Source organism: Salinispira sp., assembly GCF_059431795.1.
On record NZ_JBXWXS010000011.1, the window covers coordinates 22,616 to 47,371 of the forward strand.

The following is a 24,756-nucleotide window of genomic DNA, read 5'->3' on the forward strand; positions in this document are numbered from 1 at the left end:
ATTGTTCACGGCGTTATGAACTATACTATTTGTATATACAGAAATTTAGAGAGCATATGACAAACAAACCCAACAAGAAAACATCAGAACAAAAAGCCGGGAAAAAACCGGCGAACAAGCAGAAATCCGACAATGGACAGAAAAAGTCGGCCAAAGAGTCCCGCCCCGGGAAATCCCGCCGTCCCCGCAGCACATCCGCAAAAAGCCCGGCAGGAAAGGCAGCTCAAAATTCCGCCGCCGCCGGATCTGCAGCCAGGGGCGACAAGGTTGAGGGAGTAATATCCCTGCATAACCGGGGATTCGGCTTTCTCATCGTTCCGGAAGGTCAGGATATTTTTATCCCCCTGGATAATGTAGGCCAGGCCATGGACGGAGACACTGTACGGGTTCGCATCGAGTCCCGGCCCCGGGGCAAAAACCCTATTGGCAGAGTGGAATCCATTAGCAAAGAGGGGCGGCGTGAGTTCGTCGGTCTCTACACCTGGAAGGACGGAAAGCCCCGGGTAATCCCTGAGGATGACAGCCTCACCCGCCCCATTCCCGTGAGAAAGGCGGGAAACGCCAAAACCGGCCAGGTGGTTGTGGTCAGCAGGGACGGAAATATTCTGGACGTTCTGGGCTACCCGGATGCGCCGGGTGTGGATGTACAAATGGTACTTCGCTCACGGGATCTGCCCTATGAGTATCCGGAGGAACTGAACCGCATCGCCCGTAACATCCCCCAACCCAACATGCGTAAGCTGAAGAAAGAGCGGCTGGATTTCCGAAAACAGCTCACATTCACCATTGACCCGGAGAGCGCCAAAGATTTTGACGATGCAATCTCATTAAAGCAGCTTCCCGGGGGAATGTTCGAATTGGCGGTGCATATTGCTGATGTGAGCTACTTCGTTGAGCCGGGCGGTAAAATTGATACAGAGGCCGCAAAGCGAAGCACCAGCATATATCTGCTGAACCATGTGGCCACCATGCTGCCCGAGCGCCTGGCCAATGATTTATGCAGTCTGAAACCCGGGGTTGATCGTCCGGCTTTCAGCGTGATCATGACGGTGAACAGCCGAGGCGAGGTGCTGAGCTACCGAATTCAGGAAAGCATTATTAAGAGCGACCGACGTTTTAGCTATGAGCAGGTGGAAGAAATCCTCGACGGAAAATATGATCCCCAGGGAAAAACCATTCATCTATTGCAGGCCGTAAGTCTCCTGCTCCGGCGGCAGAGGGAAGAAACCGGAAGCATCGATTTTAATGCGTCGGTGCCGGTGATCAGTCTGAACGACGACGGAACGCCCAAGAGCATCGAACCCTCCAGACGGCTGGACGCCCACCGCCTGGTTGAGGAATGCATGCTCACCGCAAACCGCACCGTTGCCCGGCACATAGAAAAAATCGGGTCCCTGCCCTTCGTGTACCGGATCCACCAGCGTCCCGAACCGGAAGATGCCAGAACGTTTCTTAATCTCCTCAAAGCCCAGGGGATCAACTACCGCATCCCCGAGGATGAACTAGAAAGCGAGGATTACCGAAAACTCCTGTCCATTATTGAAAACCTCGAGTTTAAGGATCTAATTGAAAAAGTTGCATTGCGATCCATGACCAAGGCTGTTTACAGCGTAGAAAATCAGGGTCACTTCGGCCTGGCTTTCGACGCCTACACCCATTTCACCTCTCCAATCCGCAGATATCCCGACCTTTTGGTTCATCGGCTTCTCAAAGAGTACGGACGTACGGGTATCAAGCTTTCAGAGGCTGAAGGGCAGAAACGGAAAAAGGAGCTTCAACGGCTCTGTGATCACGCCTCGGAAGCGGAAAGCCTCGCAACCGACGTGGAACGGGAATATATCAGAATCAAGTCCATGCAGTTTCTCAAGGACCGTCTGGGCGAGGACCATGAAGGGATTATCACCGGGGTGACATCATTCGGTCTTTTCGTACAGCTCAAGGATTTCATGATCGACGGACTTGTGCATATATCGGAGATGAAGGACGATCATTATATTTTCGACGGGGAGAACTATCAGCTGAAAGGTGAGAAACGAAAAGCAGTTCTGCGGCTGGGAGATCCTGTGAAGGTGCGGATCAACCGGGTTTCCGTAGAGGAACAAAAGGCAGATTTCCGCCTTCTTGAACATCCCTCCTGACCCGCTGCCAGCCGACCTGTCTGCCCGCTGCTCGCCGGCGGCCTGCCGGGCCGACCTGTCTGCCGGAACGTTCCATTCCGGCCGTCCGGCCCCGCTGCAGGATGCTCAGGTTCCCCCGCCTGCCTCTCAATCATCACTTCCCGTTTTGACTGTCGCTGCCGTGGTCCGGCGCATCTTCGGACATATGTTTTTTCAGCGCTTTGCGGGCGAGACGGGTAATGAATATGGTCACCGCAACCGTTGCTGCAAGCCCTAATCCGTTTATCAGTGTTTGCAACCAGGCCGCTCCGGCCTGTTCAATGGTATCGGATGATACGCCCGCCGCTACTTCGGTGATGTTTCCCGCCAGGGATCCGAAATACACCCACATGACCGTACCGGGGAGCATCCCGATCCATGAAGCGAGCACATAAGGAAAAAACTTCACTCCTGTTATTCCATATGCATAATTCTGGAGGGAAAAGGGAAACAGGGGTGAAAGCCGGGTGAGAAAGACAATCTTCCAGCCTTCATGGGCCACCGCCCGGTCAATGGCGGAAAACTTCGGCCGGCCCTCCATTTGCCTGCTTACCCAGTTCCTGAATAAAAAGCGCCCGAATAAAAATGCAAGGGAAGCTCCCACCGTAGATCCAAGGCTGACAAGGGCGGTTCCGTAACCGAGACCGAAAATAAATCCCCCCGCAAGGGTAATAATGCTCCCGGGAATTAATGCCACAGTAAGAGCTATATAGAGAAGTACATACACGATAGCTCCCACCCAGCCCAGGTCGGCAATCCAGTCCAGCCCCTGCATAATCAGAGAGGGCAGATCGAATATTATCGCCGCAGCAACCACGGCACCTGCTGCCAGCAATAGTGCAGCCAATTTTCCCCGTTTCATATTGTTCTCCTCATTGTTGTGTCTGTATATACTTGCGTCTGTGTATACTTGTGCCCGTGTATGCTTCTGTTCGTGTTTAGGTATGACCCCACACTTGCTTTCCCGCTGGACAAATTAGTCCAGTAATCCCTGCCTGTCCTCGCCGTTACTGAAAAGTCGGGCCGAGAACCAAAAATGCTGGACAGATACTGCCGGGCTCAGGCGTGTACCGGAGAGAGGCCCCAATACTCCCAAGCCGTTGGCATCGAAAACTGTGTCGCTTATGACGTCAATAAGTACCGTTTCATCGCTGAGGGCAAACTCTTCGGCCATATCCGAAGTGATTCCATTTGGTCCTCCCGCCGTATCCAGGGTATTCAACCCCAGAGCTTGAATCCGGACCTTTTGGTCTGTGGTGGTTTTGTTCAGAAATGCATTGGCCGTCCCCACCTGACGCCCGGTGTTTATTCGTCCCTGATCAAGGGGGCTTCGGGCATCCGGATCATACAATACATACAGGGTTCCATTATTGGTGTTCAGCCGGATAAAAGGCTCTTCACGTAAGCTGTGGTATGCAAGGATGAGGGGCTCTTCCCCTGGGCCATGAACGAACAGGGCCCGTTCCAGAGGGCGCCTGTCCTCCCCTCCAAGTTCCGGGCCTTCATAGAGAAGGCGTGTGGATGAGCGGTCATATCCACGAAATGGGTTCACTCCGTATGCTCTTGATGACAGGTCAGGGGGCTGAAGAATCAGTGCATCGGGAAATACTCTTGAGGCATTCTGATAGCTAATAGTGGTGGCAGTCACAATTTCCAGTTGAAGACCGTTGAGTTCCCCGATAAGAGCCCTGCCGCTTCCCTGCTGCCACCATGACTCGGTTTGCCGGTCATACATCAGAAGATTGGAATATCTCAATCTTCCGGTGGTACCGAAATCAAGAAGCATGCTGCGCCCCTCATGGCGGACCCTCCGTCCGAACACCAATGCGGAATTACAGAGGGGACACCAAGTGACAGAAATGGGCGTACCGGCAATAGTATCATTTACTATTTCATGCCAGATCAGAATTCGCAGAGGATAGATTTTGTGAACGCCACCGGAAGAAACGGCAATTACCATCTCATTATCCGTCAGTCCCTGAGAATTTTGTTCTAAGGATGCAAATTCAGGATCATCAATTGCCGGAATTCCATCCTTTGGAGGACCTCCTGAGCGTATTTCATTCATTTCAATACTGCGGATACTGAAATCGGTATTGAATTCAGATTCCAGGCTTGCTCCCACAGGCTGAGCTGCAAGATAGGATGTTCCGGTAATGAGCAAAAGCAGTATGACCGGTATAGCACGGCGCCATCCGTTCACAGGGCGGAGAATGAAAGAGATCGTGCGACTATTCATTCAGACTCCAATCATAGTCATATCTAATCCTGCCGGGATATCCCCGGCTGATGTATGCTTCGGCATCCGTGAGAGTCTGTCCTTCTGCATACTCGGCAATATGCTTCATGACTCCTTCCACTGAGTTTTGAAAATCTTCCTGATACCAGTTGTAAATACTGGAAAGCCGGGGACTCCTTCCGCTGAAATCCGCTCCCCTGGGATGGTTGATGTATTCTGATGCGGCCGTATTAAGAAGTTGTTCCCGATTGTCTGAGGTGAATGCCCGGGGCTGAAGATTAGGACAGCCCATACTGGCACAATTCACAGCATAGTGGATTCTTGAATCCTGCCAGATGGGACGCAGAATCCGATGTTCAATATCGTTCAGGGTGAGTTCGACCCCCTCAACACTGATGAGCGGGGTATCCCATGGTTTGGAAATATCGCGGATACTTTCCACAGGATAATTATCCAGGATCAGGTCCACGGTGAGGGCATTGTAAAGGTTCACCCAGTAGGCGAACTGCTCATCCCTGTTCAGCATAGACACCGGCTGCTCCCCCAGGTAGTTCAGGTAGGCATCCAGTTCTTCACGCTGTCTATCGGATACTTCGGCGTATTGCATGCGGTGTATCCCGTCCGCGGTGCCGGTTTCCAGGTACTCTTCCAGGAACTCCTCCCAGGGAGCGTGATCAGCTTGCTGTAGAGAGTCCGAATCATGGGCCTCCCAGCGGGGCCAGAGTTCGGCCTGTGGAGCAGCCGCCAGCCCTGCAGTCAGGACGACAAAATAACACACAGTAATACACAAAATACGAAGTGAAGATTTGGGCAGATACATACACACCTCCCGGGTGTTGTCCGGTTTTCCTGGGATTTCCTCAGGAAAAGCTCAGCCGTTCATTGACCAGCTCCCTTGAACTGTTTCCGGACTAAAATACTAATGATTTTTGCATGTATCTACAAGTTTTTTAAAAATTCCTCTGCACTTTTTTTATTCACGGCCCCGGGTAACCCGCGGCCGGGTTTATTCGATTTGCTGGATTTTTTTCAGTGTTTTCAGCCCGGCTATCCATTCGCTTTCACCGATTTCCAGGAGTATTTCTTTTTGAACCTTTTCCCACAGAGGTAATGCCTCATTCAGCTTTTTTCTTCCTGCGGAGGTCAGGCTGTAAACCCGTTTCCGCCTGTCACCGTCCACGGGCTTAACCCCCCGGATGTATCCAGCTTCCTCCATGTAGGACAAGGTGCGGGAGAGAGTGCTGGGATCATGACCGCTGGACTGACTGATTTGTATCCCCGAAGCGGGTTCATTAATGGCAGTATGGACGAGCAAACCATACTGCATGGTGGTTATATCTGCAGCTTTGAAAGCCTGCTCGTAGCGGCGAAGCACCGCCCGGTAGGCCCGTCCGATATTAAATGCTATGCAGGTATCCGGCACCAGCTCAGGAGTCAGCGTCATCGGATCTGCGGTTCTTTCAGGTATTTCTTTTGACATGTCCCTAATATACGCATTTTTAGGTTCCCGAGGCAATTTGGAACGATCCTCATGAGCCATGAACAGCCTCTAATCCAGAGCCTTAACTGCATGTTTGAGCGAGGCCGTATCGCCTCCGGCTTCCCATATTTCAAGAAATTCACTCCAGTTTTCCAGCACAAATTTGGTAATACCGGGATCGAACAGCTTCCCTTCCTGCTCCCGAACATAATCCCGAACACGGTGGGTGGACCACGCCGGTTTATAGCTGCGCTCGCTGAGTAATGCATCCACCACATCACACATGGTTACGATGCGGGCGAGAATATGAATATCTTGCCCCTGTTTGCCGTCGGGATATCCGGAGCCGTCCCAGCATTCATGGTGTTCCAACGCAATAACAGCTGCGGTGCGGATATATTCATTATCACTGTCTTTCAGAATTTCATAGCCTTTTCTGGGATGAGTGCGAATTTCCGCCATTTCCGTAGCTGTGAGGGGACCTGCTTTCTTCAGAATATTGTCGGATATTCCCACCTTTCCCACATCATGGAGTGAAGCACCCAGATGCAGGGAATCTATATCGTGCTGGTTTAATCCCAGATGATTTGCTATGAAGGTGGAAAGCCCGGTAATCCGGTTCAAATGCTCTGCTGTCTCGCTTGAGCGGCGCTCAATTACGATGCTCAGGTTATGCATAACCTCTTTCTGTGTTTTTACCATCGCTGAATTGTAGCGGTTCAGCGCTTTCTGTCTTTGGAGGTTGAACTGGATTAAAATAATCAACAGCACCAGGACCAGTATAATTACCGCAGAGACTCCCAGAACCCGGGCATGTTTTTCAAAGAATCCTTCCGGCTCCCGTAGATATTGGGTGTCACGGGGAAAGTCACCCTTATTCATTCCATAACGCTGTGCGGTGGGATAATCCACCTGATATCCGGCGATGGGCTGGTTCACCAGTCCCGACCATTTATCCAGCTCGCCGTTCTGCCAAATATTTTCTAGAATCTCTGCACTGTATTTACCCAATAGGAAGCCGTCGTACACGTAGCCGCCCAGTGCCCCCTCCAGGATGGCAAACGACCAGAAGCTGTAGATGGGAACCGGACTGATGGACACAAGCCGGTTGATGATCAGGTCATTGTTCACCGGCTTCTCACCATCATAAAAATACAACACGTAAAAGAGTACATCCCCGGGGTCGATGGCAGAAACCTTCAGGGACAGCTCTCCAAGGTCACCACTATCAATCCAATTGAAATTCTGACTGTACTCCCGGGAAAGATCCTCAAGCTGTTCTCTGATGATTCCGCCGGTAAGGGTTTGATCAAGAATTATGTGGATATTTCGGGCATCAGGATGAGCCGCAAGCGCCAAGTCGATATTCTTCCGGTAATCGTTCCGCTCGATAATGTAGCGGATATTTTCCCCTCTCGCCGAAGGTTCCTGATTCAACCCGATGGAGAGGGCGGGAGCGTTATTAAAGAGACTGCTTCGGTGATTCATGAAAAACTCATAGGCCAGGTTATCCGATGTAATTACCAGATCAAATTCCTGTCCCCGGAATTTATAGCTGAATACTTCATACAGCTGTTCAAGATATTCTTCGGAATTAAAACGCTTTGCATCCATGTACTCAAACCAAAGACTGTAGTTCTGGTCTAACGTACCTTCAATCAGTCCCCGGTTAATAGACTCAGTCCATGCAAAACTTTGGCTGTAGGAGTGGAGTATCAATATATCTGTATTTTTTTTACTTTCCCGGGTCAATTGATCAGTATCTCCCGCCAAAAAAGCCGGCAAAAGAAGTACCCAGAGCACAGCAAAGTACATTGCCCGTTTCATTCTATCAATCATGATACGGTGTTTCCCGCTGTAATTCAAGAACGGATGTGGATGTTTTGACCGTTTGCCCTTGACTATCTGCTTATTTTTATATATATTTTTTTATATATAACAGGAGATAGATATGAAAAAGATTGTCATTATAGGCGGCGTCGCCGCGGGTGCCACGGCAGCGGCCCGGGCACGAAGATTGGATGGAGAAGCGGAAATCACCCTCCTTGAGGCTGGTGATGATGTCTCGTTTGCGAATTGCGGGCTCCCGTATTATTTGGGCGGTGATATTGAAAACCGTTCTTCCCTCATTCTCGCCAGTCCCGAAACATTTCATGATCAGTATCGGGTAAAGGTTCACACGGCTACCGAAGCTGTTTCCCTGGATCGGGAAAACCGCAGGGTGCATACCCGCAACCGCAACGACGGATCTGAGCAGGAGTTTGAGTATGATTCACTCATTTTGGCCCAGGGAGGCAAGCCCATTGTACCTCCGATCCCGGGTGTTCAGCAGGACAATGTATTCCAGCTCTGGACCCTGGACGATATGGATGCCATAGATTCATACATTCGGGAACAAGAACCCCGAACTGCAGTTGTTGTGGGAGGCGGATTTATCGGTCTCGAGATGGTCGAAGCATTGGCAAAGCGGGGAATGAAGGTGCAGCTGGTTGAACGTCTTCCTCAGGTAATGCCCAATTTGGAGGCTGAGTTCGCCGGTTTTCTCAGCAAAGAGCTGCAGGATTTCGGCGCAGAACTGCACTTGGGAAGTTCCCTCGAAAAAATTGATGGAAACAGCGCATACATCGACAACGGCAGCAGGCTGGAAGCCGATATGATTCTATTGTCTGTAGGGGTAAAACCCACACTCCAGCTTGCCAAGGACGCAGGCCTGGAAATGGGTGAAGCCGGAGGACTCCTGGTGAATGAGCGTCTTCAAACCAATGATGAGAAAATTTTTGCCGCCGGAGATATGCTGGAAATAGAACATAAGGTAATGGGCAAAAAGGTGCGCATTCCCCTTGCCGGACCTGCAAACCGACAGGGCAGGCTCGCTGCGGAGAATGCGCTGGGAGGTAACCGAAGCTACAACGGTGCAGGAGGCGCAAGCGTTGTCAAACTGTTCAGCGCAATTGCAGGCTCCACTGGAATGAATCTGAAAAATGCCAAAGCAGCAGGAATCAATGCAGATGCCGTGGTAGTCCACAAGGCAAGTCACACCGCCTATTACCCGGGTTCGGAAAAAGTAAGCCTCATGCTGATATTTAACAAAGAGGACGGAAAAATTCTCGGAGCCCAGGCTGCTGGAAGGGTGGGCATCGATAAACGTCTGGATGTCATCGCCACCGCCATAGCCGGCGGGCTTACTTTGAACGATTTGGAAGAACTGGATCTGGCATACGCTCCCCCATTCAACAGTCCCAATGGTCCGGTAAATATGGCGGCATTCACCGCAAACAACCACCGCAGCGGTTTCAGCCCATCGGTTCTGGCCCAGGATCTGGAAGATTTCGCCAAGGAGCATCAGCCCATCGCCATCGACCTTCGTGACCCCATCAGCTTCAACAAGGCAAATCTGCTTGGAAGCACCAATCTCAGTCAAAACCTGCTCAGAGAGCATATCAATGAGATTCCTAAGGATCAGACCATCCTGCTGATCAGCGACGATGGACAGAAAGGTCATGTTGCCCTGAGAATGATGGCAGGGGAAGGATTTGAAAAGCTGTATAACCTGAGCGGCGGATACATCTCACTGGAACGTCAGCAGCGGGCAGCCGGGTTCACGGCTCTGAAAGTAGGCTTGTTTCCGGTGGAGAAACGCTCCATTGAGGATCTGGAAGCGAATACCGGCTCGGTAGATGCTGAGGAAAGCAGCGGTGAAGAAGAGCTTTCGGAAAGCGGTCCCATTGTGGTGGACGTACGAACCCCCCAGGAGTTTAACATGGGTGCTTTTCCCGGTGCGGTGAACATCCCCCTGGATGAGCTTCCCAACCGGGCCGAAGAGCTTGGCTCCAAGGATAGAGAAATAACCCTGTACTGCGCATCGGGAGCACGCTCCTCATACGGACAGAGAGTCCTTTCCCAGATGGGCTTCAGCAATGTTGATAACGGCGGCGGTCTCCACGACATGATGGCCAGAGCATAATACAGGGTTCATACCCTTGAGCATAGCCGGGTATCATACACCCACTGGAAAACGGGGACGCCTCAGTTGAGGTTGTCCCCGTTCCCATAAACTCAGTCCGCTGGAGCTCTGAGATCCACATTTTCGGCAATCCCCCGTTGTTGGAGATCCGAATACACCTCGCCCAGAGCATCCTCGGTTTCCCTGGCATAGCGGAAGGGCGCTTCCGGGGCTTTAGCCCCGTCTTCAGAATGCCCATCTTCAGAATGCCCATCTTCGGAAAGAATCCCCCTTCGCATGAGAACCTGCAGCCCCGGCAGCTTAATACCCGCTATCCATGCTTGTATGGAGCGGGAACGGCAGTACCCGCGCAGATCCAGAAGGCCTTGTACGCCGCTTTCATCTATATAATGCATTCCTTCGGCGGAAATAATGAGATGCTCAATTTCAGGCATATCTTTGATCTGATCCAGAACCCTCTGAACAACATACTCCCGATTTGCAAAGTGGAGGGAGCTGTCCAGCCGGATGATCAGAATATGCCGGGGTAGAGGTAAGGAGAGCAGCCGGGCATCCCGAAGTCTGCCGTCTTCATGCCTTCCCAGCACCACCACCCTGGGGCGTATCCTCCTGAGAACAAAAATACACAGTTGAAGAAGAACCGGGACCAGGATTCCATAATAGATTCGAGGAGCGAACATGAGAGTTGCAGCGAAAGCGGCCAGCCACACCAGGGCATCCAGCCATGAGCTACGCCAAGCATTCATCAGGCTTTCCGGGCGTATAAGCCCGATCACAGAAACAATGATAATGCCGCCAAGTATGACCCGCGGCATTGCCCACAGAATAGGACCGCTGAGAAACGCAAGGGGGAGAACAAGCAGGCCTGCAACCAGGTTGCTAAGCCGGGAAGAAACATTCTGATGCTCCAGCAGTGCAGACCGGGCGAAGGAGCCGCTGCCGGGAAAAGCGCCTGCCACAGCGGCCCCCAGAGCCCCCACTCCCTGGGCAATCAGCTCCCGGTCAAGATTCATTCGCTGAGGAGAGCTCCGTACGATGTGGTTGCTCACTGCAAACATTTCCATAAGGCTTACCGTTGTCACAAGCAGGACCGCAGGGATGAGATCCACAGCCATGGAGAGCACTTCCGGCAGGGAGAGGCCGGTTCTGAAGAGGTGAACCCGGGGAATGCTGAATTCCACAGGGCCGAGAAGCTTGCCCCCTGAATCCCCGTATCCTGTGACCACAGCCAACAGGGTGAACAACAACATGGGAATCAGGAGACTTGCCACCGATGCTCCGCGGCGCCTCAGCAGAAGACTCAAAAGGATGAATCCTCCACCCATAATCAGTGTGGGCATGTGCCGCCAATTGTGATTCCCGAGCACCGAGAGAATAATTAACATTGCCGCAGCACTGGTAAACCCCGCAGCCGCAGGATGGGAAATGAGATTTGCGAAAAATGAAAATTTCATAATCCCCAACACTATTCTAAGCAGCCCCACCATCAGCGCCAGAAGCATGACCAATTGGAAATACTCCACACTAGCGCCGGGGGCCAGTTCTCCCAGGAGTGCGGCAATTGTAACGGCTGTGAGAGAAGTGGGTCCCCCGGAAAAGCGGTGAAGATGTCCGAATAGGCCGCCGGCGGTAAGTGCCGCTGCGGCGGTGAAAAGCCCGTATTCCGGGGGCATGCCCGCCAGGGAAGCCTGGGCCATCGACTGGGGTATGAGAAGAACCATCAGGCTGAGGGAGGCAAGGAGATCAGCGGACAGCCTTCCTTTTTCAGGAAGGAGGCTGTTCACCCCCCGGCTGAAAAACGAAGGGTTCATCAGGTTCTGCGCAGGGCGTACAATTGGGAAATTATACCCGCAAGGGCTTCAAGCCCCTGCTGATCCCCCTGATCGAAACGGTTCAACTCGGGACTGTCGATATCCAGAACCCCCCAAAGGGTGTCCCCGTGGAACAGGGGAATAACAATTTCCGATTTACTGGCGGAATCACATGCAATGTGTCCGGGAAAGGCATCCACGTCGTCAATCCTCTGCGTTCGGCCGCTGCTGTAGGCGGCTCCGCATACCCCCGAACCCGGAGCTATGCGGACGCAGGCCGGTTTGCCCTGGAAGGGCCCTAAAACCAGCTCATCCTCCTCTGCATTCCACAGATAAAAACCGGCCCAGTTTATCCGGCCGAGACTATGATAGATGAGTGAGGAAATATTGGCGAGATTCGCAATAAGGTCCGGTTCTCCCTTCACAATCTCTGCGGCCTGAGCCTTCATAAGAGGGTAATCGACGGCGGAATCCTGTACTTCAATCTTCATTTGATCAAACATCTTCAACTCCTTTCAATGCCCCATGGATATCCTGTAAAATATCATCCGGATTCTCCAACCCCACCGAAAGCCTGATGGTACAACGGCTGATTCCCTGGGACGTGAGCATCTCATCGCTCTGGTTTCGATGACTGGTGCTTGCTGGATAACTCACGGTGCTTTGAAGCCCTGCCAGGGAGGGGGAAAAACTGATCATCTCCAGCCCCTCAATAAACCTACCGGCGGCAGCGGGGCTGTCCAGATCGAAACTGAGCATTCCGCCTGCGCCCCGGGGGAAAAGTTCTCCCGATGAGTCCAGACCGGGGTAGCGTACATTATCTATTTGGGGCAGCTTATTCAGGAGCCCCGCAATATGAAGGGCATTTGAGCTGTGGCGTTCCATTCTCAACGGAAGGGTTTGGAGCCCCCGAAATGTCAACCATGATTCAAAGGGGCTGAGCTGGGACCCAAAGTTAATTATCGCCTTGCGGGCCTCATCCACCACCGGCTTTCGTGATAGAAACGCTCCCCCGGTGGCGTCGCTGTGACCGTTCAGATACTTGGTGGTGCTGTGAACCACTCCGTCGGCCCCATGTTCCAAGGGGCGGAACAGCGCCGGGGAGAGAAACGTGTTATCCACCAGAATTTCAAGACTGCACCCGTTTTGCCCCTTTCCCGGCCGGGAGGAGCGGGCAGAGTCGGTCAGGGCCCGAATATCGGCCGCCTTCATGCCGGGATTGCTTACCGTTTCCCAATACAGAATAGTCAGACAGTTTGGGGGTCCGGCATTCAGGGCGTCCAGAACCAATTCAGGTGATTCGCTGTCCACCTCCACAATGCTGAACCCCAGGGGAACCAGCTCCTGTAAGAAGAGGGATCTGGTTCCTCCGTAAAGATAGCGGGAGGTTACAATGCGGGTATTGGAAGAATATGCTCCTGCCGCCTTCATCAGACCTATTACCGCGGCAAAGACCGCCGCCATACCGCTTGAACTAACCACTGCGGCTTCCGCCGATTCCAGGGCCGAAAGCCGTGTTTCCAGCTGCCGGTTGTTCGGGTTCCCCAGACGGCTGTACATGTACAGATCAGGATCGCCGTCAAGATATGCATTCACATCTTCAAGGGAGTCGAAACTGAATACCGATGTCTCAAAAATGGGAGGAGTTTTACTGTAGTTTTTCATTTCCCGAAAGGCTTTCTCGCCTCCCTGGAGGGCGTTGGTGAAACTGTTTTTGTATTTCATGTGTGAATGAAGATACCCGCAGCCCGGGATTTTAGGCAAGGTAATAGCGGTGTTTTCCCAGCATTTTCGCCTGATACAAGGCTTTGTCCGCAAGGTTCAGGAACCCGTCTACATTCAGGGCTTCCTCAGGCAGCCGGGTGGTAGCCGCAATCCCGATTGAACAGGAGAGCTGTTTCCCATCGGGAACAGATATACTTCGCCCGATAATTTCCCGCAGATGATCCCGGTATGACTCGTTGTCCTCTATCTCCCGGATAATTCTTTGTCCCAGTTCCCCCGCCCCCTGCTCGTCGGTTTCCGGCAGCACCACAACAAACTCATCCCCGCCATAGCGGAACGCAGTATCTATCTGGCGGATCACCGTGGTGATGGTGCGGGAAACCTGAATCAGCAGAGCATCCCCTGCCGCATGCCCATAGGTGTCGTTGAAGAACTTAAAATTATCCAAATCGATAAACAAAAGTGCCAGATGCTTCTTTCCGTTCCGGCTATACCGTTCGTGTCTTGATATTTCATTTTCCAGTGTGTCGTACAGCGCGGCACGGTTTCCCAGATTTGTAAGATAATCGGTGGTTGATGATTTTCTCAACAGATCGTTCTTCCCTTTCAATTCTTCATTTTGCAGCATAATTGTCTGCTTCTGGTTCAGCCGTTCAAGGGCAAGTCCGAACTGTTGACTCACAATGCTGAAAAGCTGGAGAAGCTCCGGGCGAATCCGGGATTCTCCGGCTCTTGTGAAGAATACGATGAGCCCCTGGGTTTCACTCCTGGGATTCACCGAGATACTCAGCACTCCCCCGTAATCGTCCATGAGGGGAGAAAAGTCAGCCAGATCCACCGACTGGGTGAATCGCACCGGATCAGGATAATCTCCCAGATGCTGAATGAGGGAGGTAAACTGCGCATTCTTTTTAATGGGGGATTTTTCCCTGATGTACCGCTGCTGATACCGGTTGCGCTTTCGGCTGAAATACATGAGAACTTCAAAATCCAGCTCAAAATAGGAAAACAGCAGATCCATGACATTTTGAATAAGATCTGACTCGCTTTCCTCTTCGCTGATAATCCCAAACAACATGTTGATCTGATTAATATCTTCCAGACGTTTCTTTAGATTGTTCAGATTATTCTGCATTCTGGCGCCCTGGAGCGCCCACCCGCAATCCAGCCTGGACTTACGCAGAAGAATTTCCCTGGGAGGGGGTTCCACGGTCATAGATTTGAGTCTGATCCGGGCCATCCCTTCATAGGTTTGATTAGATACAAGGTCTGCCTGTTCCATACAGCGGGCATAGAGCTTTTTTGCCTCAGTCCTGCGATTAAGCAGCAAGTACATATCACCGAATTCCAAATAAAACAAGGGATGGAGGTAGCTGGTATTATTCGGTTCCATAAGAAGGGCTTCTTCCGCTGACTGAAAATGCTGGAGAGCTTCATGATACTCCCCCTCTTCCCGATGATGAAGCGCCTGAAAGATGCGGAAAAAGAATTTTTCCTCATATTTGCTGGAAGTAAGGCCGCCTTGCTCAAGTTCCACCTGTACACGTACCTGCCATGCGCGGACGGTATTTCCAGATTTCAACAGGTTCAGTCCCAAAAGCACCATAATTCCGGGCCGGGAATGAAAGGATAAATCCTCGATTTTCAATACCTTCATGATATTCAGGCATTGATCGGTGTAATACACACCGTCATCGTATTTCATGGCAAGAAATGAGAGGAGACCCAGATTATAGAGAGTCATGGCAACCTCCCGGTATGCCCTGCCCCCTTCCAAGAGCGCCAATGCGGCTTTAAAGTTATTAAAAGACTTCCGGTATTCTCCATCGTATAGATGAAAGAACCCTATGCCGTTATAGGTGGTGGCCGGCTCATCGTTGTTCAACATTCCCAGCTTTAAACGTTTACTCTTGCGGTAATTGGACAATACCTTGTCCCGCTCACCCCTGGCGATGAAGGCCATTCCCACCGAGTGGAGGGCGTTGGCCAGACGTCGTTTGTTGCCCCGCTTTCTGGGGATAACAAGCGCCGGATAGTCGCGTGTACTGAACGTTCCCTCCTCCATGGAGCGATTAACTGCATACATCATGGATTTGAGGAAGGTGTAGCTGTTCTCCAACCCCAGTTTTTCTGCCAATTCAACGGCATTTTTAAAGTACTGCCGTACGCTGCTTACATCATCCGGGTGAAGGTGGTCTTCAATGAGCACAGAAAGGAAATGAGCCTTAAAAAGACGGATTTCATCCCTCGCAGCTTCGGCAAAGCGGCGGGCCAGTTTGGCCATTTTCTGGGCATACGCAAGATTGGATAGCCCAAGGTATGCCGAACCCAGCATCTGGTATACTTCCGAAAGAAGCTGATTCTCATCGCTCTGCTGGGCTATGCTGAGTGCATTTTCAAAATTCCTGCGGGCGGCATCGTGAAAATTCCGGTGAAGGTCGATCAGGCCCAGGTACTTCCACACCTGATACCTGACTCTGGGAAGGGCCCGGTGGTAAAGCTGGAGATCAATAAAGGAGCGGAATATGGTTTCCGCGTCATCAAGGGCCAATAGATTGTATGCGTTAATTCCGTCGTAAAACTGGGGATCATCCAGAATTTGCCGGTACGGTGTTCGGCTGCTTTGAAAATGATCTCCCTTCCCCACACCGGGAAAATTCAGAACCAGGCCCTGCTGATCGGCCACCTCGAGAATCCTGTTCCAGGGTGAATCTTCCGCATCGGTAATACTCGGGACAATCTCGGGGGCGATAAAAATTCCAAGAAACGGAACCCGTATGGAACTTCGAAGCACCATCTTTAGCAGGCGGAGTGTGGATTTGGGCAGAAACTGTGCGTTATCTATTACAACCACCAATGGTTGATCATCAAAGAGCCCGTTGAGCATATCCCAGATGGAGCGCTGCATCCGGTAGGATTCGTAATCCAGCTCTTCAGGTAGCAGATCCTCACGGCGGATGGCCGTACCGCTGCTCAAGTACTCGGCCAGAACACCCTTGTGATAATGGTACACGCCATATCGGTCTAGGAATCCAAGGATTTCTCGCGGATCCTGATCGCTGAGTTCCTCTCTGCAGATATCCAGAAAGGGAGCGTAGGGTTTCGGGTTGTATCCGGGGAATGAATAATGAAAAAATCTGGGCTGCTCTTCTTCCACGAAACCGTGAAGCTTGTTTAGAAGTGCTTCAGCAAGCTGTCCCTGCTCGTCCGCCTGGCAGAAAAGCATGGTCCCTTTACCTTTGCGCAGTTCATTCCAGAGAGTTCGCAGCAAGGGGCCTAATGTTTTTAATTGATTATCCATTATCGGGTACCTTCCACTAGTATACTCGCCGGATATTGTTCTCTCAAGTAAAAACGACTCATAAATATCCAGATAGGCAATTTTATTATTTATGTTGTTCAATAAATAGTTTACTTCTAAACTATTTATCTTTATATTGATTTCATGAGCTCATCATACAGCCAAGAACAGCGCCGAGCACGGGCGTTAAAATTGTTTACCACACTGACCAAGGCTACAAACAGTCTTCACCGGGACGCCTTCCGCCATGAACCGCTGGGGGGAATGGTCTCGGAGACCGAATTCGCCGTACTGGAGGCGTTGCATTTTGGGGGTGCAATGAATCAGTGCACGGTCAGCCGGAAAATTTTGAAATCCCGGGGGAATATTTCCGTGGTGGTGCAACAGCTGGTTAACAAGAAACTTGTGGACAGGGTTCCGGACCCCCACGACCGCAGACATACGAATATCTCTCTGACCGAAGAGGGCAGCAAACTCATACAGCTGCTCTTTCCCAGAGTGGCGGAAGGAATACAGCGCAGTACTGAACATCTCAGTGATGAAGAACTCGAGGAGTTTATCAGGCTGTCAAAAAAACTTGGAACACAAAGAGAAGATTTCAACACCAATGGTTGATACAGGCTCTTGAGGAGAACGCATTGAAAATTAAGGTATTTTTTTACTCAACATACGGACATAACTATCTCATGGCAAAAGCGGCGGCTGAAGGTGTGAAGGAAGCAGGCGGCGAAGTAGAGCTCAAACGCTTCCCCGAGTCCATTCCCGCAGAGGTCCTTGAACAAATGGGTGCCCGTGAAGCCCAGAAGGCTTTTCAGGATGTGCCGGAACTGACCCCTCAGGATTTTGGGGATGCTGACGGCTATATTCTTGTCTCCGCCACACGTTACGGAACGGTGCCCGGACAGGTGCAGAACATTCTTGATCAAACAGGAGGTCAATGGGCAAGCCAGAGTCTGGAAGGAAAAGTGGGAAGCGCGATGGTCGGCACAGCCACCCAGCACGGAGGACATGAAGCCGCCATCTCAACTATTCACCGCTTCTTTCTGCATCAGGGAATGGTGGTTGCCGGTCTCCCCTATACATTTCAGGGACAAATGCGGGTGGATGAAATCACCGGCGGCAGTCCGTATGGTGCGGGCACCATTGCAGCGGGCGACGGCTCTCGAATGCCCAGCGAAAATGAGCTGGCAGCAGCCAGGTTTCAGGGTAAACGAACCGCAGAACTGGCCGGAAAACTGGCCGAAAACTGACCAGAAAACTGGCAGAATAATTCATACCATCATCCGGGGGCGCTCAGGCGTATCAGTGCAATGCTGCCCCCGCTGATGCTCAACCGGGAAACAAAGCCCCGAAGATCTTCTTTGGAAATTGAGTCACTTGATTCCCCTTCCCGGGAAACCTCCACCGATACATCTGTGAGGATAAATTCACTGCGGGGAAAGAGTTCCAGGTGGTCTGAAACCGGAGAGTGAAATGTGATGTTTCCCCCGTGACGACGGACAATTTCACCGGCTATGGAGAGACCGATTCCCATTCCGGAAGATCCGAGGCCCCTCACAAAAGGAGTATCAATCTGGTCCTGCAAAGAAGCTGGAATGCCTTCACCGTCATCCACCACGGCAATATACAATTCCTGACTATCCTCAAGAGTATATGCAGCAATGTACACATTTCGAGCTCCGGCATTTCCCCCATTCTCTACAAGATTGCGAAGAACCTGCCCAAATCCCAATCGATCCACATGCACCCGTTTCCCGGGGTTTATGATATATCTTCCCATTTCCGAGAACGGTGTTTCCCCCAGGGGAATGTCACAAATTTGTCCCAGACTGTATTCGGCAATTTCCAGCGAATCCAGCCCTCCTTGTATACGGCTCATAGACAAAAGCCTGTCCACTAATTCCTTCATTCTCAGAATGGATTCGTGGGTGTTTTCCTGAAGCGATTTCATCCTGGGGTCGGGATACGGAGCTTTCTCCAGAAGTATTTCTGTATTGGTAAGCAAAGATGTCAGGGGCGTGCGCAGTTCATGGCTGGCATCCATAAGGAATCTTCGGAGGCTGTCCCGTTCGTTTTGAAGTTCCGCAATTCTCAGCTCCTGCTCAGCTGCAAGGTTGTTAAAGCTTTCAGTCAGCTGAGCAATCTCATCGGAACCCCGCACAGGAGCACGAACCCGGTAATTTCCCTCAGCCATGGAGACCGCAGCATCTCTAAGCATCTTTACCGGACCGCTAATCCGTGAACCGAAAAGATAGGCAATTACTCCGGCGGCGGCTGCTGAGAGCAGAGCAGCCAGCGCATAGCCTCTGAGAGCCAGGGTGAGCAGCGTGGTGCCGCTCCGGGTATCCCGGGTTACCTGAAGAGTAAAACCGCGAATATTTCCCTGAACGCCGATAAAATCATCACCGGAGAACAGCCTGCCGATCCCCGGAGCTGCAAGCCTGTGCATCTCCATCATGGCGCTACCGGAATCCATGCCCATACCATGTCCCCTGGGACTCCACATTCCGGACCGGGGCGAAACAGAAGGAAAGTCCCGGGGTACGGGAAGAGTTTCACCCTCGGCTATGGGCTTCCCGGGAGCAGAAGAGGCAAACTCTTCAAGAACCCTGCCCCGGGAATCCAGCACCCGGATTCTCAGCCTTCCAATTTGGCTCAGAACCCTCAGGCGTTCTCCCATTGCTGGGCTGAGTCCCTCCCAGCTGCTTCCAGCGATCCCCGGGGATACTACATCGGCAGCTTCACGCAGATAGTTTTCCAATCCGATGGCTTCGCTGCGGTACAGCAGCGCATTATATGAGGTAAAAAAAATAAGCCCGCTCACCCCAAGGGTGAGCAGGATTAAGGAGAGAAATAAGAAAAATAATCTCGTTTGAATGCGGTGAAACATATCCATCCGTTATTAGAAGCTTTGATCTGTCTGGGGTGCAAAGCCCCGGACACCGCCCCTGCCTGCGGGAGCTCTGCCCCTGGATACTTCCATCATACCGTGTCCTGCAGGACCTCTGCCATACATTTGGCCGGGAATACTGTAACTGATCCCCAGATCAGGTCTTCCATCGGCTGTAGACCCCAGTTCAAGATCAAGAATCTTCTCTTCCGGCATAACATACTCGGAACCTTCTTCCCTGAACCTCATAAGATTGATCCGTACCCGGTCTCCCGCCTGTAAATCGGACAGCGCGCCCCCGGCCACCGCCTGGTAGCTGTACTCACCGTTCACGGCAATGATTACATCCCCGGGAAGTATTCCCGACTCTTCGGCGGCGGATCCCTGTTGAACTTCCAACACATGGATTCCCATTCCCCCTCCGTGCCAATCGCCTGAAGCCCGGCTTTCGAAGCCATAGCCGGGTCCCCAGGTCTGGGAATTCACAGCAGGCTCCTGGTTTCCGTTTGCAAAAATTGCTGCGGGCAGTGCAATTAGAATAAGCAGCACTGCAGCGATTCGTGTCGCTTTCGTTGTCTTGGTCATATCAGACCTCCTCGTTTTGATCTAATATGAATCTACACCCCGCACATTACGCAGCTGTTGTGTGAATATTAAGGCTTCTTAATAAAACGGTATCCGTGCCCCCGAACGGTTTGGATATGCCGTGGCGAGGAAGGATCCTCCTCCAGTTTTTCCCGCAAATGCCGTATGTGCACGTCCACGGTCCTTGGATCTTCAAGAAAGTAATGTTCTCCCCACACCGCATCAATAATCTGCTGACGGCTGAGAGACTGATTTTCATGATCCCGGAAGGCAAGCATCATACGGAATTCCACCGGGGTAACCTCTATTTCCTGTCCATCCCGATAGGCTCTTCTTGCCAGAAAATCGACCCGGACCTGTCCGAAATCAACCAGTTCGTTTTCCGCTTCTGAGCTGCTATAGATGTTTGCCCGCCGAAGCTGAGCCCGTATTCTGCTGAGTAGTTCGCGGTAACGGTAGGGTTTGACCATGTAGTCATCGGCCCCCATCTCCAGGCCGAGAACCTTATCCATTTCCTCATCCCGGGCAGTCAGCATAATTACCGGAAATCTGTAGCCCTGCTCACGGATGGAACGGCATACATGAAGTCCGTCCATACCCGGAAGACGAATATCCAGGAGTGCAATATCAATATGACTCACAGGCAGAAGCTGAAGAGCATCTTCCCCGCTGCTGCAATGATGTACGGTGAAGCCCTCAAGCTCCAGACCGGTGGTAATAGAGGAGGCTATGGCCGGATCATCTTCTACGATGAGCACCGATTCCTGCATACATCTGCTCCCGAATCCCGCCAGGAGGAGAGACCTCCCTAGTTGAGATCGATATGATTTCCCGTATGGGTAAAGTACACCCATTCACAGACATTTGTCACATGGTCCCCCAACCGCTCCATGAAGCGATTGAGAAAAAGAAAGCTGGCACCTTCTTCAACATTTTCCGGGCTGGATTTCATAAATTCCAGAATTCGAATGGTAAGTTCTTTTTTTAAGGCATCTATCTGTTCATCTTTTGCGGCAACCGATTGGGCAAGTTCGGCGTCGTTGTCCAAATAGGCCTTGATTGCCGTTTCCAGCATCTCTATGCCCTGTTCGGCCATCTGCACAATAACCGGTAGAAACTGCTTTCTTCCCGCATCCGATATGCGTTCGGTTCCTTCAGCAAGATGCTTGGCATGGTCTGCAATGCGTTCAATGCTGGAGACGATTTTAATTGCACTCACAATCTCTCTCAAATCTCCCGCCACCGGCTGCTCCATTGCAATGAGCATGGCCGCCAAATCTTCGATCTCACCCTGCAGGGAGTCGACCATTTTGTCTTCTTCTATTACCTTGGCCGCAAGCCGGGTGTCCTTCTCCTGAATGGCCTTCAGACCATCCCTGAGAAGATCCACGGTTATGGCGGACATGGAATAGATTTTATCGTTCAGTGTCTGCAACTCGTTACGGAATTTTTCACGCCACTGCATGCTGCACCTCCGGCGGTCTTTACGCCCTTTGCTTGTTTCAAACTGCCATTATGCCTTGATCAGCCGAACCGCCCGGAAATATAATCCTCGGTTTCCTTGTGTTTCGGGTTGAAAAAGATTTCATCCGTTTTTCCATACTCAACAAGATATCCTGAGCGGTTCTCATCCACAAGGAAAAACGCGGTTTTATCGCTCACCCGGGCAGCCTGCTGCATGTTATGAGTCACAATGACTATTGTATAATCCTGTTTCAGATCGTTGATCAAGTCTTCAATCTTCGTGGTGGATATGGGATCCAGGGCAGAAGCCGGTTCATCCATCAGGATGATATGGGGTTTAATGGCGATGGCCCGGGCTATACACAGCCGCTGCTGCTGCCCGCCGGATAGCCTCAGGGCATTCTGCTTCAATTTATCTTTCACTTCATTCCACAGTGCGGCCTGCTGGAGACTGGTTTCCACCAGTTCATCCATATCACCGGTGAATCCGTTAATCTTCGCCCCCCAGGCGATGTTGTCGTAAATGCTTTTCGGAAAAGGATTGGGTTTCTGAAAAACCATTCCGATGTGTCTGCGGACCTCAACCGGATCCACCTTATCGGCGTAAATATCCACTCCCCGAAAGTGAATGGTCCCTTCGGTGCGGGTCCCGGGAATCAGTTCATTCATCCGGTTGATACTGCGTAAAACCGTGGACTTTCCACAGCCTGAGGGCCCAATAAATGCGGTAACTTGTTTCCGGGGCACTTCCAGATTAATATCCGTAACCGCCCGGAATGTATCGTAATAGATATTCAGGTTATCGGTTTTAAGTTCGATTTCCTGGTTTTCAAGCTGAGTACTCATTTACCCATTCTCCTTTTTTTACTGATTTTGTCCCGCATAATAATGGCGCCTGCATTCAGGGAAAGCAGAACCACCAGCAGAACAATAATTGCTCCCGCTGCGAGATTTCGGAATTCAGCCTGTGGATAGGCCGTCCAGCGGTATATCATGATCGGCAGGGTGGTGAACTTATCGAAAATTGATGTGGGATCCCTGGTAAGGAAGGCCGAAGCTCCTACTACCACCAGAGGCGCAGTCTCCCCAAGGGCACGGCTCACCGCAATAATGGTGCCGGTGAGAATCCTGTCAAAGGATGCGGGCAGTACATGATGCCAGACAGTTTGCCAGCGGGTTGCTCCAAGCCCGTACGCCGAATCCCTCAGACTTTTGGGTACGGCCCGAATGGCTTCCTGTGCATTAATGATAATGATAGGAAGGATCAGAAGCCCCAGGGTGAGCCCGGCGGAAATAATAGTTCTTCCGTTGGCTGTGGAGTGATCTTCTACGGCACCGAAAATCGCCCCGGAGGTAAGAGGTTCCAGAATCCGGACGAACACCGCAAGGCCTAACAGGCCGTAAATAATCGAGGGCACCCCCGAAAGATTGTAAATATTCACCTGTATAAAGCGATTCAAACGGTTATCCGGAGCAAACTCTTCTAAATACAGGGCCGATCCCACACCCACAGGAAATGAAAAGAGAATGGTAATAAGTATAACCATTAGCGATCCCATGATCGGGGTTCGAATTCCGGCATTTTCCGGGATATTCGAGAGATCCTTTGAGAGAAATTCGAAATTCACCCAGGATCTGAATTGGATCCAGCCATCAGGAAGATTGGTATCCACCCAGGCGGCAATTTCATCCCTCTCAGTAAGAGATTCCCATAGGTGCCAGCTCTTCTCAACCCGGGGCTCAACAACCCGGTCAACCACCAATCGCACCAGTTCTTTCTGGCTTCTGTCCACAAGGGGCTGATCGTCATTCATGGCACGCAGGAGTCCCCGCCGCACATTCTCGTTGAGAATGGTGAGAAGATCGGCTTTCTCCAGATCATGGAGTTCAATTCCGCTTCCCGGCTGAACCTGCTCAACCAAGACGGCAGGCTCCACGGAATTCTTAACCGCCACGTAGCCGAAAGCGCTGTTCAGTATATTCAGGATGAGGGTTACCAGTGCAATAATGGCGATGCTGGTTGCAATATAGAAAATGCCCTGCCACATATAACCCAAGCGTGTCCGTTGTCGGAGCCCCTTATCCTTAGCCCGGTTTTCCGCGGCTATGTCACGGGGTGTGGAAAACATGCTGCTCATTATTCGTACACCTCACGATATCGTTTCACGATTTGCCGGGAGATAATATTCAGAATCAGAGTGAATACAAACAAAAGAAGTCCCAGGGCGAAAATGCTGTTGTAATCTATGGTGTTATAGCTCACATCGCCCCCGCTGATCCTGACGATATATCCGGTAAGGGTTTCCGCAGCTTCGAAAGGATTGAAGGTGAAATTGGGGCCGGCACCCGCCGCAAGGGCCACAATCATGGTCTCCCCTATTGCCCGGGAAATCCCCACAATGAAGGCTGCGGCAATCCCCGATATAGCTGCAGGAACCACAATTTGTATTGAGGTTTCCATTTTTGTGGCTCCCAGTCCGTGGGCAGCCTGACGGAGACTGTCGGGAACGGCACTTAATGCATCCTCTGTCATGGATGCAATGATAGGAATAATGAGGATACCCATAACGATCCCCGCAGAGGCAGTATTATAGATGTTCACCACCTCGGCTCCGAAAATAGATTTCAGCAACGGTGTCATGAATGTAAGGGCGAAATATCCGTACACAACAGTGGGCACACCGGCCAGAATTTCCAGAATCGGTTTCAAAACCGACCGTATATTTGGAGGGGAGTATTCGCTAAGATAAATGGCCACAAACAACCCGATGGGTGTGGCCACCAGCATCGCAATAGTACTGGTCATGATGGTGGAATTGAGAAGGGGCAGCACCCCGATCTTCCCCAACATGGGCTGCCAGGTGGTACTGGTGAAAAACTCCCAGACACTCACTTCGCGCCAAAAAAGCATGGAATCGGTTGTGAGAATGATCACTATTCCCGCGGTTGTGAGAATAGACATGATCGCCATGGAAAACAGCACCCCCTGAATAATGCTCTCATGGGGTCTGGAGCGACGGGCAAAGGAAATCTCGGTAGATACCGGAATATTCTCCGCCGGGCCCCTTTCGGGCGATGGTTCAAGAGACGTATGCTCTGACATGAAAAACTCCGCTTAAATCCGACCGCGGCCGGTTGCTT

Annotated in this window: 20 protein-coding genes; 4 read left to right on the forward strand and 16 right to left on the reverse strand. The window is 51.5% G+C overall.

Features of this window, described 5'->3' with window-relative positions; translation table 11 throughout:
- The first annotated feature begins 56 nt into the window (after positions 1 to 56).
- A complete protein-coding gene (gene rnr / locus AC52PS_RS03355; protein ID WP_495561621.1) occupies positions 57 to 2,138 on the forward strand; it encodes a ribonuclease R in 2,082 nt (693 codons plus the stop codon).
- A 133-nt stretch (positions 2,139 to 2,271) separates the two neighbouring features.
- Here rnr and AC52PS_RS03360 read toward each other — a convergent pair whose 3' ends face one another.
- The 5 genes from AC52PS_RS03360 to AC52PS_RS03380 all read right to left on the reverse strand — a co-directional run bounded on the left by AC52PS_RS03360 (position 2,272) and on the right by AC52PS_RS03380 (position 7,702).
- The gene (locus AC52PS_RS03360) at positions 2,272 to 3,018 is read right to left on the reverse strand and encodes a TVP38/TMEM64 family protein (RefSeq protein ID WP_495561622.1); all 747 of its coding nucleotides are present in this window, start codon (positions 3,016 to 3,018) and stop codon (positions 2,272 to 2,274) included.
- Between the two features lie 114 nt (positions 3,019 to 3,132).
- Positions 3,133 to 4,395 carry a DUF3179 domain-containing protein gene (locus tag AC52PS_RS03365; RefSeq protein ID WP_495561623.1) on the reverse strand — a complete coding sequence of 421 codons (1,263 nt, stop codon included), beginning with the start codon at positions 4,393 to 4,395 and terminating at the stop codon, positions 3,133 to 3,135.
- Positions 4,388 to 5,215 (reverse strand): DUF547 domain-containing protein, encoded by an 828-nt coding sequence (locus AC52PS_RS03370; protein WP_495561624.1) that lies wholly within the window; start codon positions 5,213 to 5,215, stop codon positions 4,388 to 4,390. The genes AC52PS_RS03365 and AC52PS_RS03370 overlap by 8 nt, the downstream gene beginning before the upstream one ends.
- A 186-nt stretch (positions 5,216 to 5,401) precedes the next feature.
- A complete protein-coding gene (locus tag AC52PS_RS03375; RefSeq protein ID WP_495561625.1) occupies positions 5,402 to 5,875 on the reverse strand; it encodes a MarR family winged helix-turn-helix transcriptional regulator in 474 nt (157 codons plus the stop codon).
- Between the two features lie 69 nt (positions 5,876 to 5,944).
- Positions 5,945 to 7,702 carry an HD domain-containing phosphohydrolase gene (locus tag AC52PS_RS03380; RefSeq protein ID WP_495561626.1) on the reverse strand — a complete coding sequence of 586 codons (1,758 nt, stop codon included), beginning with the start codon at positions 7,700 to 7,702 and terminating at the stop codon, positions 5,945 to 5,947.
- A gap of 124 nt (positions 7,703 to 7,826) precedes the next feature.
- Here AC52PS_RS03380 and AC52PS_RS03385 point away from each other — a divergent pair, with 124 nt between their 5' ends.
- Entirely contained in the window at positions 7,827 to 9,839 is a 2,013-nt protein-coding gene (locus tag AC52PS_RS03385) for an FAD-dependent oxidoreductase (RefSeq protein ID WP_495561627.1), read from the forward strand.
- A 92-nt stretch (positions 9,840 to 9,931) separates the two neighbouring features.
- Here the strand turns inward: AC52PS_RS03385 and AC52PS_RS03390 are convergent, their stop codons facing one another.
- Genes AC52PS_RS03390 through AC52PS_RS03405 form a run of 4 tightly spaced genes read right to left on the reverse strand, consistent with a single transcriptional unit; the run spans position 9,932 to position 16,676 of the window.
- Positions 9,932 to 11,650, reverse strand: a complete 1,719-nt coding sequence (locus AC52PS_RS03390) for a SulP family inorganic anion transporter (protein ID WP_495561628.1) — start codon at positions 11,648 to 11,650, stop codon at positions 9,932 to 9,934.
- Positions 11,650 to 12,153 (reverse strand): GAF domain-containing protein, encoded by a 504-nt coding sequence (locus AC52PS_RS03395; RefSeq protein ID WP_495561629.1) that lies wholly within the window; start codon positions 12,151 to 12,153, stop codon positions 11,650 to 11,652. Before AC52PS_RS03395 ends, AC52PS_RS03390 begins: the two co-directional genes overlap by 1 nt.
- On the reverse strand, positions 12,146 to 13,375 hold the full coding sequence (locus tag AC52PS_RS03400; RefSeq protein ID WP_495561630.1) for a trans-sulfuration enzyme family protein: 1,230 nt from the start codon (positions 13,373 to 13,375) through the stop codon (positions 12,146 to 12,148). The genes AC52PS_RS03395 and AC52PS_RS03400 overlap by 8 nt, the downstream gene beginning before the upstream one ends.
- A 31-nt stretch (positions 13,376 to 13,406) precedes the next feature.
- The gene (locus AC52PS_RS03405) at positions 13,407 to 16,676 is read right to left on the reverse strand and encodes a tetratricopeptide repeat-containing diguanylate cyclase (RefSeq protein ID WP_495561631.1); all 3,270 of its coding nucleotides are present in this window, start codon (positions 16,674 to 16,676) and stop codon (positions 13,407 to 13,409) included.
- Between the two features lie 144 nt (positions 16,677 to 16,820).
- Here AC52PS_RS03405 and AC52PS_RS03410 point away from each other — a divergent pair, with 144 nt between their 5' ends.
- A complete protein-coding gene (locus AC52PS_RS03410) occupies positions 16,821 to 17,291 on the forward strand; it encodes a MarR family winged helix-turn-helix transcriptional regulator (protein WP_495561632.1) in 471 nt (156 codons plus the stop codon).
- Between the two features lie 23 nt (positions 17,292 to 17,314).
- Positions 17,315 to 17,926 carry an NAD(P)H:quinone oxidoreductase gene (gene wrbA, locus AC52PS_RS03415; RefSeq protein WP_495561633.1) on the forward strand — a complete coding sequence of 204 codons (612 nt, stop codon included), beginning with the start codon at positions 17,315 to 17,317 and terminating at the stop codon, positions 17,924 to 17,926.
- Between the two features lie 29 nt (positions 17,927 to 17,955).
- On the opposite strand, the gene AC52PS_RS03420 is transcribed toward wrbA, so the two are convergent.
- The 7 genes from AC52PS_RS03420 to pstC all read right to left on the reverse strand — a co-directional run bounded on the left by AC52PS_RS03420 (position 17,956) and on the right by pstC (position 24,718).
- Complete coding sequence (locus AC52PS_RS03420; protein WP_495561634.1) at positions 17,956 to 19,566, reverse strand: sensor histidine kinase; 1,611 nt, start codon at positions 19,564 to 19,566, stop codon at positions 17,956 to 17,958.
- A 12-nt stretch (positions 19,567 to 19,578) separates the two neighbouring features.
- Positions 19,579 to 20,151 (reverse strand): PDZ domain-containing protein, encoded by a 573-nt coding sequence (locus AC52PS_RS03425; protein ID WP_495561635.1) that lies wholly within the window; start codon positions 20,149 to 20,151, stop codon positions 19,579 to 19,581.
- 68 nt (positions 20,152 to 20,219) lie between these two features.
- Positions 20,220 to 20,921: a response regulator transcription factor gene (locus tag AC52PS_RS03430; protein ID WP_495561636.1), complete on the reverse strand. Its 702-nt coding sequence runs from the start codon at positions 20,919 to 20,921 to the stop codon at positions 20,220 to 20,222.
- Between the two features lie 38 nt (positions 20,922 to 20,959).
- Positions 20,960 to 21,616 carry a phosphate signaling complex protein PhoU gene (gene phoU, locus AC52PS_RS03435; RefSeq protein ID WP_495561637.1) on the reverse strand — a complete coding sequence of 219 codons (657 nt, stop codon included), beginning with the start codon at positions 21,614 to 21,616 and terminating at the stop codon, positions 20,960 to 20,962.
- Between the two features lie 59 nt (positions 21,617 to 21,675).
- Positions 21,676 to 22,461, reverse strand: a complete 786-nt coding sequence (gene pstB, locus AC52PS_RS03440; RefSeq protein ID WP_495561638.1) for a phosphate ABC transporter ATP-binding protein PstB — start codon at positions 22,459 to 22,461, stop codon at positions 21,676 to 21,678.
- Positions 22,458 to 23,753, reverse strand: coding sequence for a phosphate ABC transporter permease PstA (pstA, locus tag AC52PS_RS03445; protein WP_495561639.1), 1,296 nt, complete (start codon positions 23,751 to 23,753; stop codon positions 22,458 to 22,460). Before pstA ends, pstB begins: the two co-directional genes overlap by 4 nt.
- Positions 23,753 to 24,718 carry a phosphate ABC transporter permease subunit PstC gene (pstC, locus tag AC52PS_RS03450; RefSeq protein ID WP_495561640.1) on the reverse strand — a complete coding sequence of 322 codons (966 nt, stop codon included), beginning with the start codon at positions 24,716 to 24,718 and terminating at the stop codon, positions 23,753 to 23,755. The genes pstA and pstC overlap by 1 nt, the downstream gene beginning before the upstream one ends.
- Between the last annotated feature and the right edge of the window lie 38 nt (positions 24,719 to 24,756).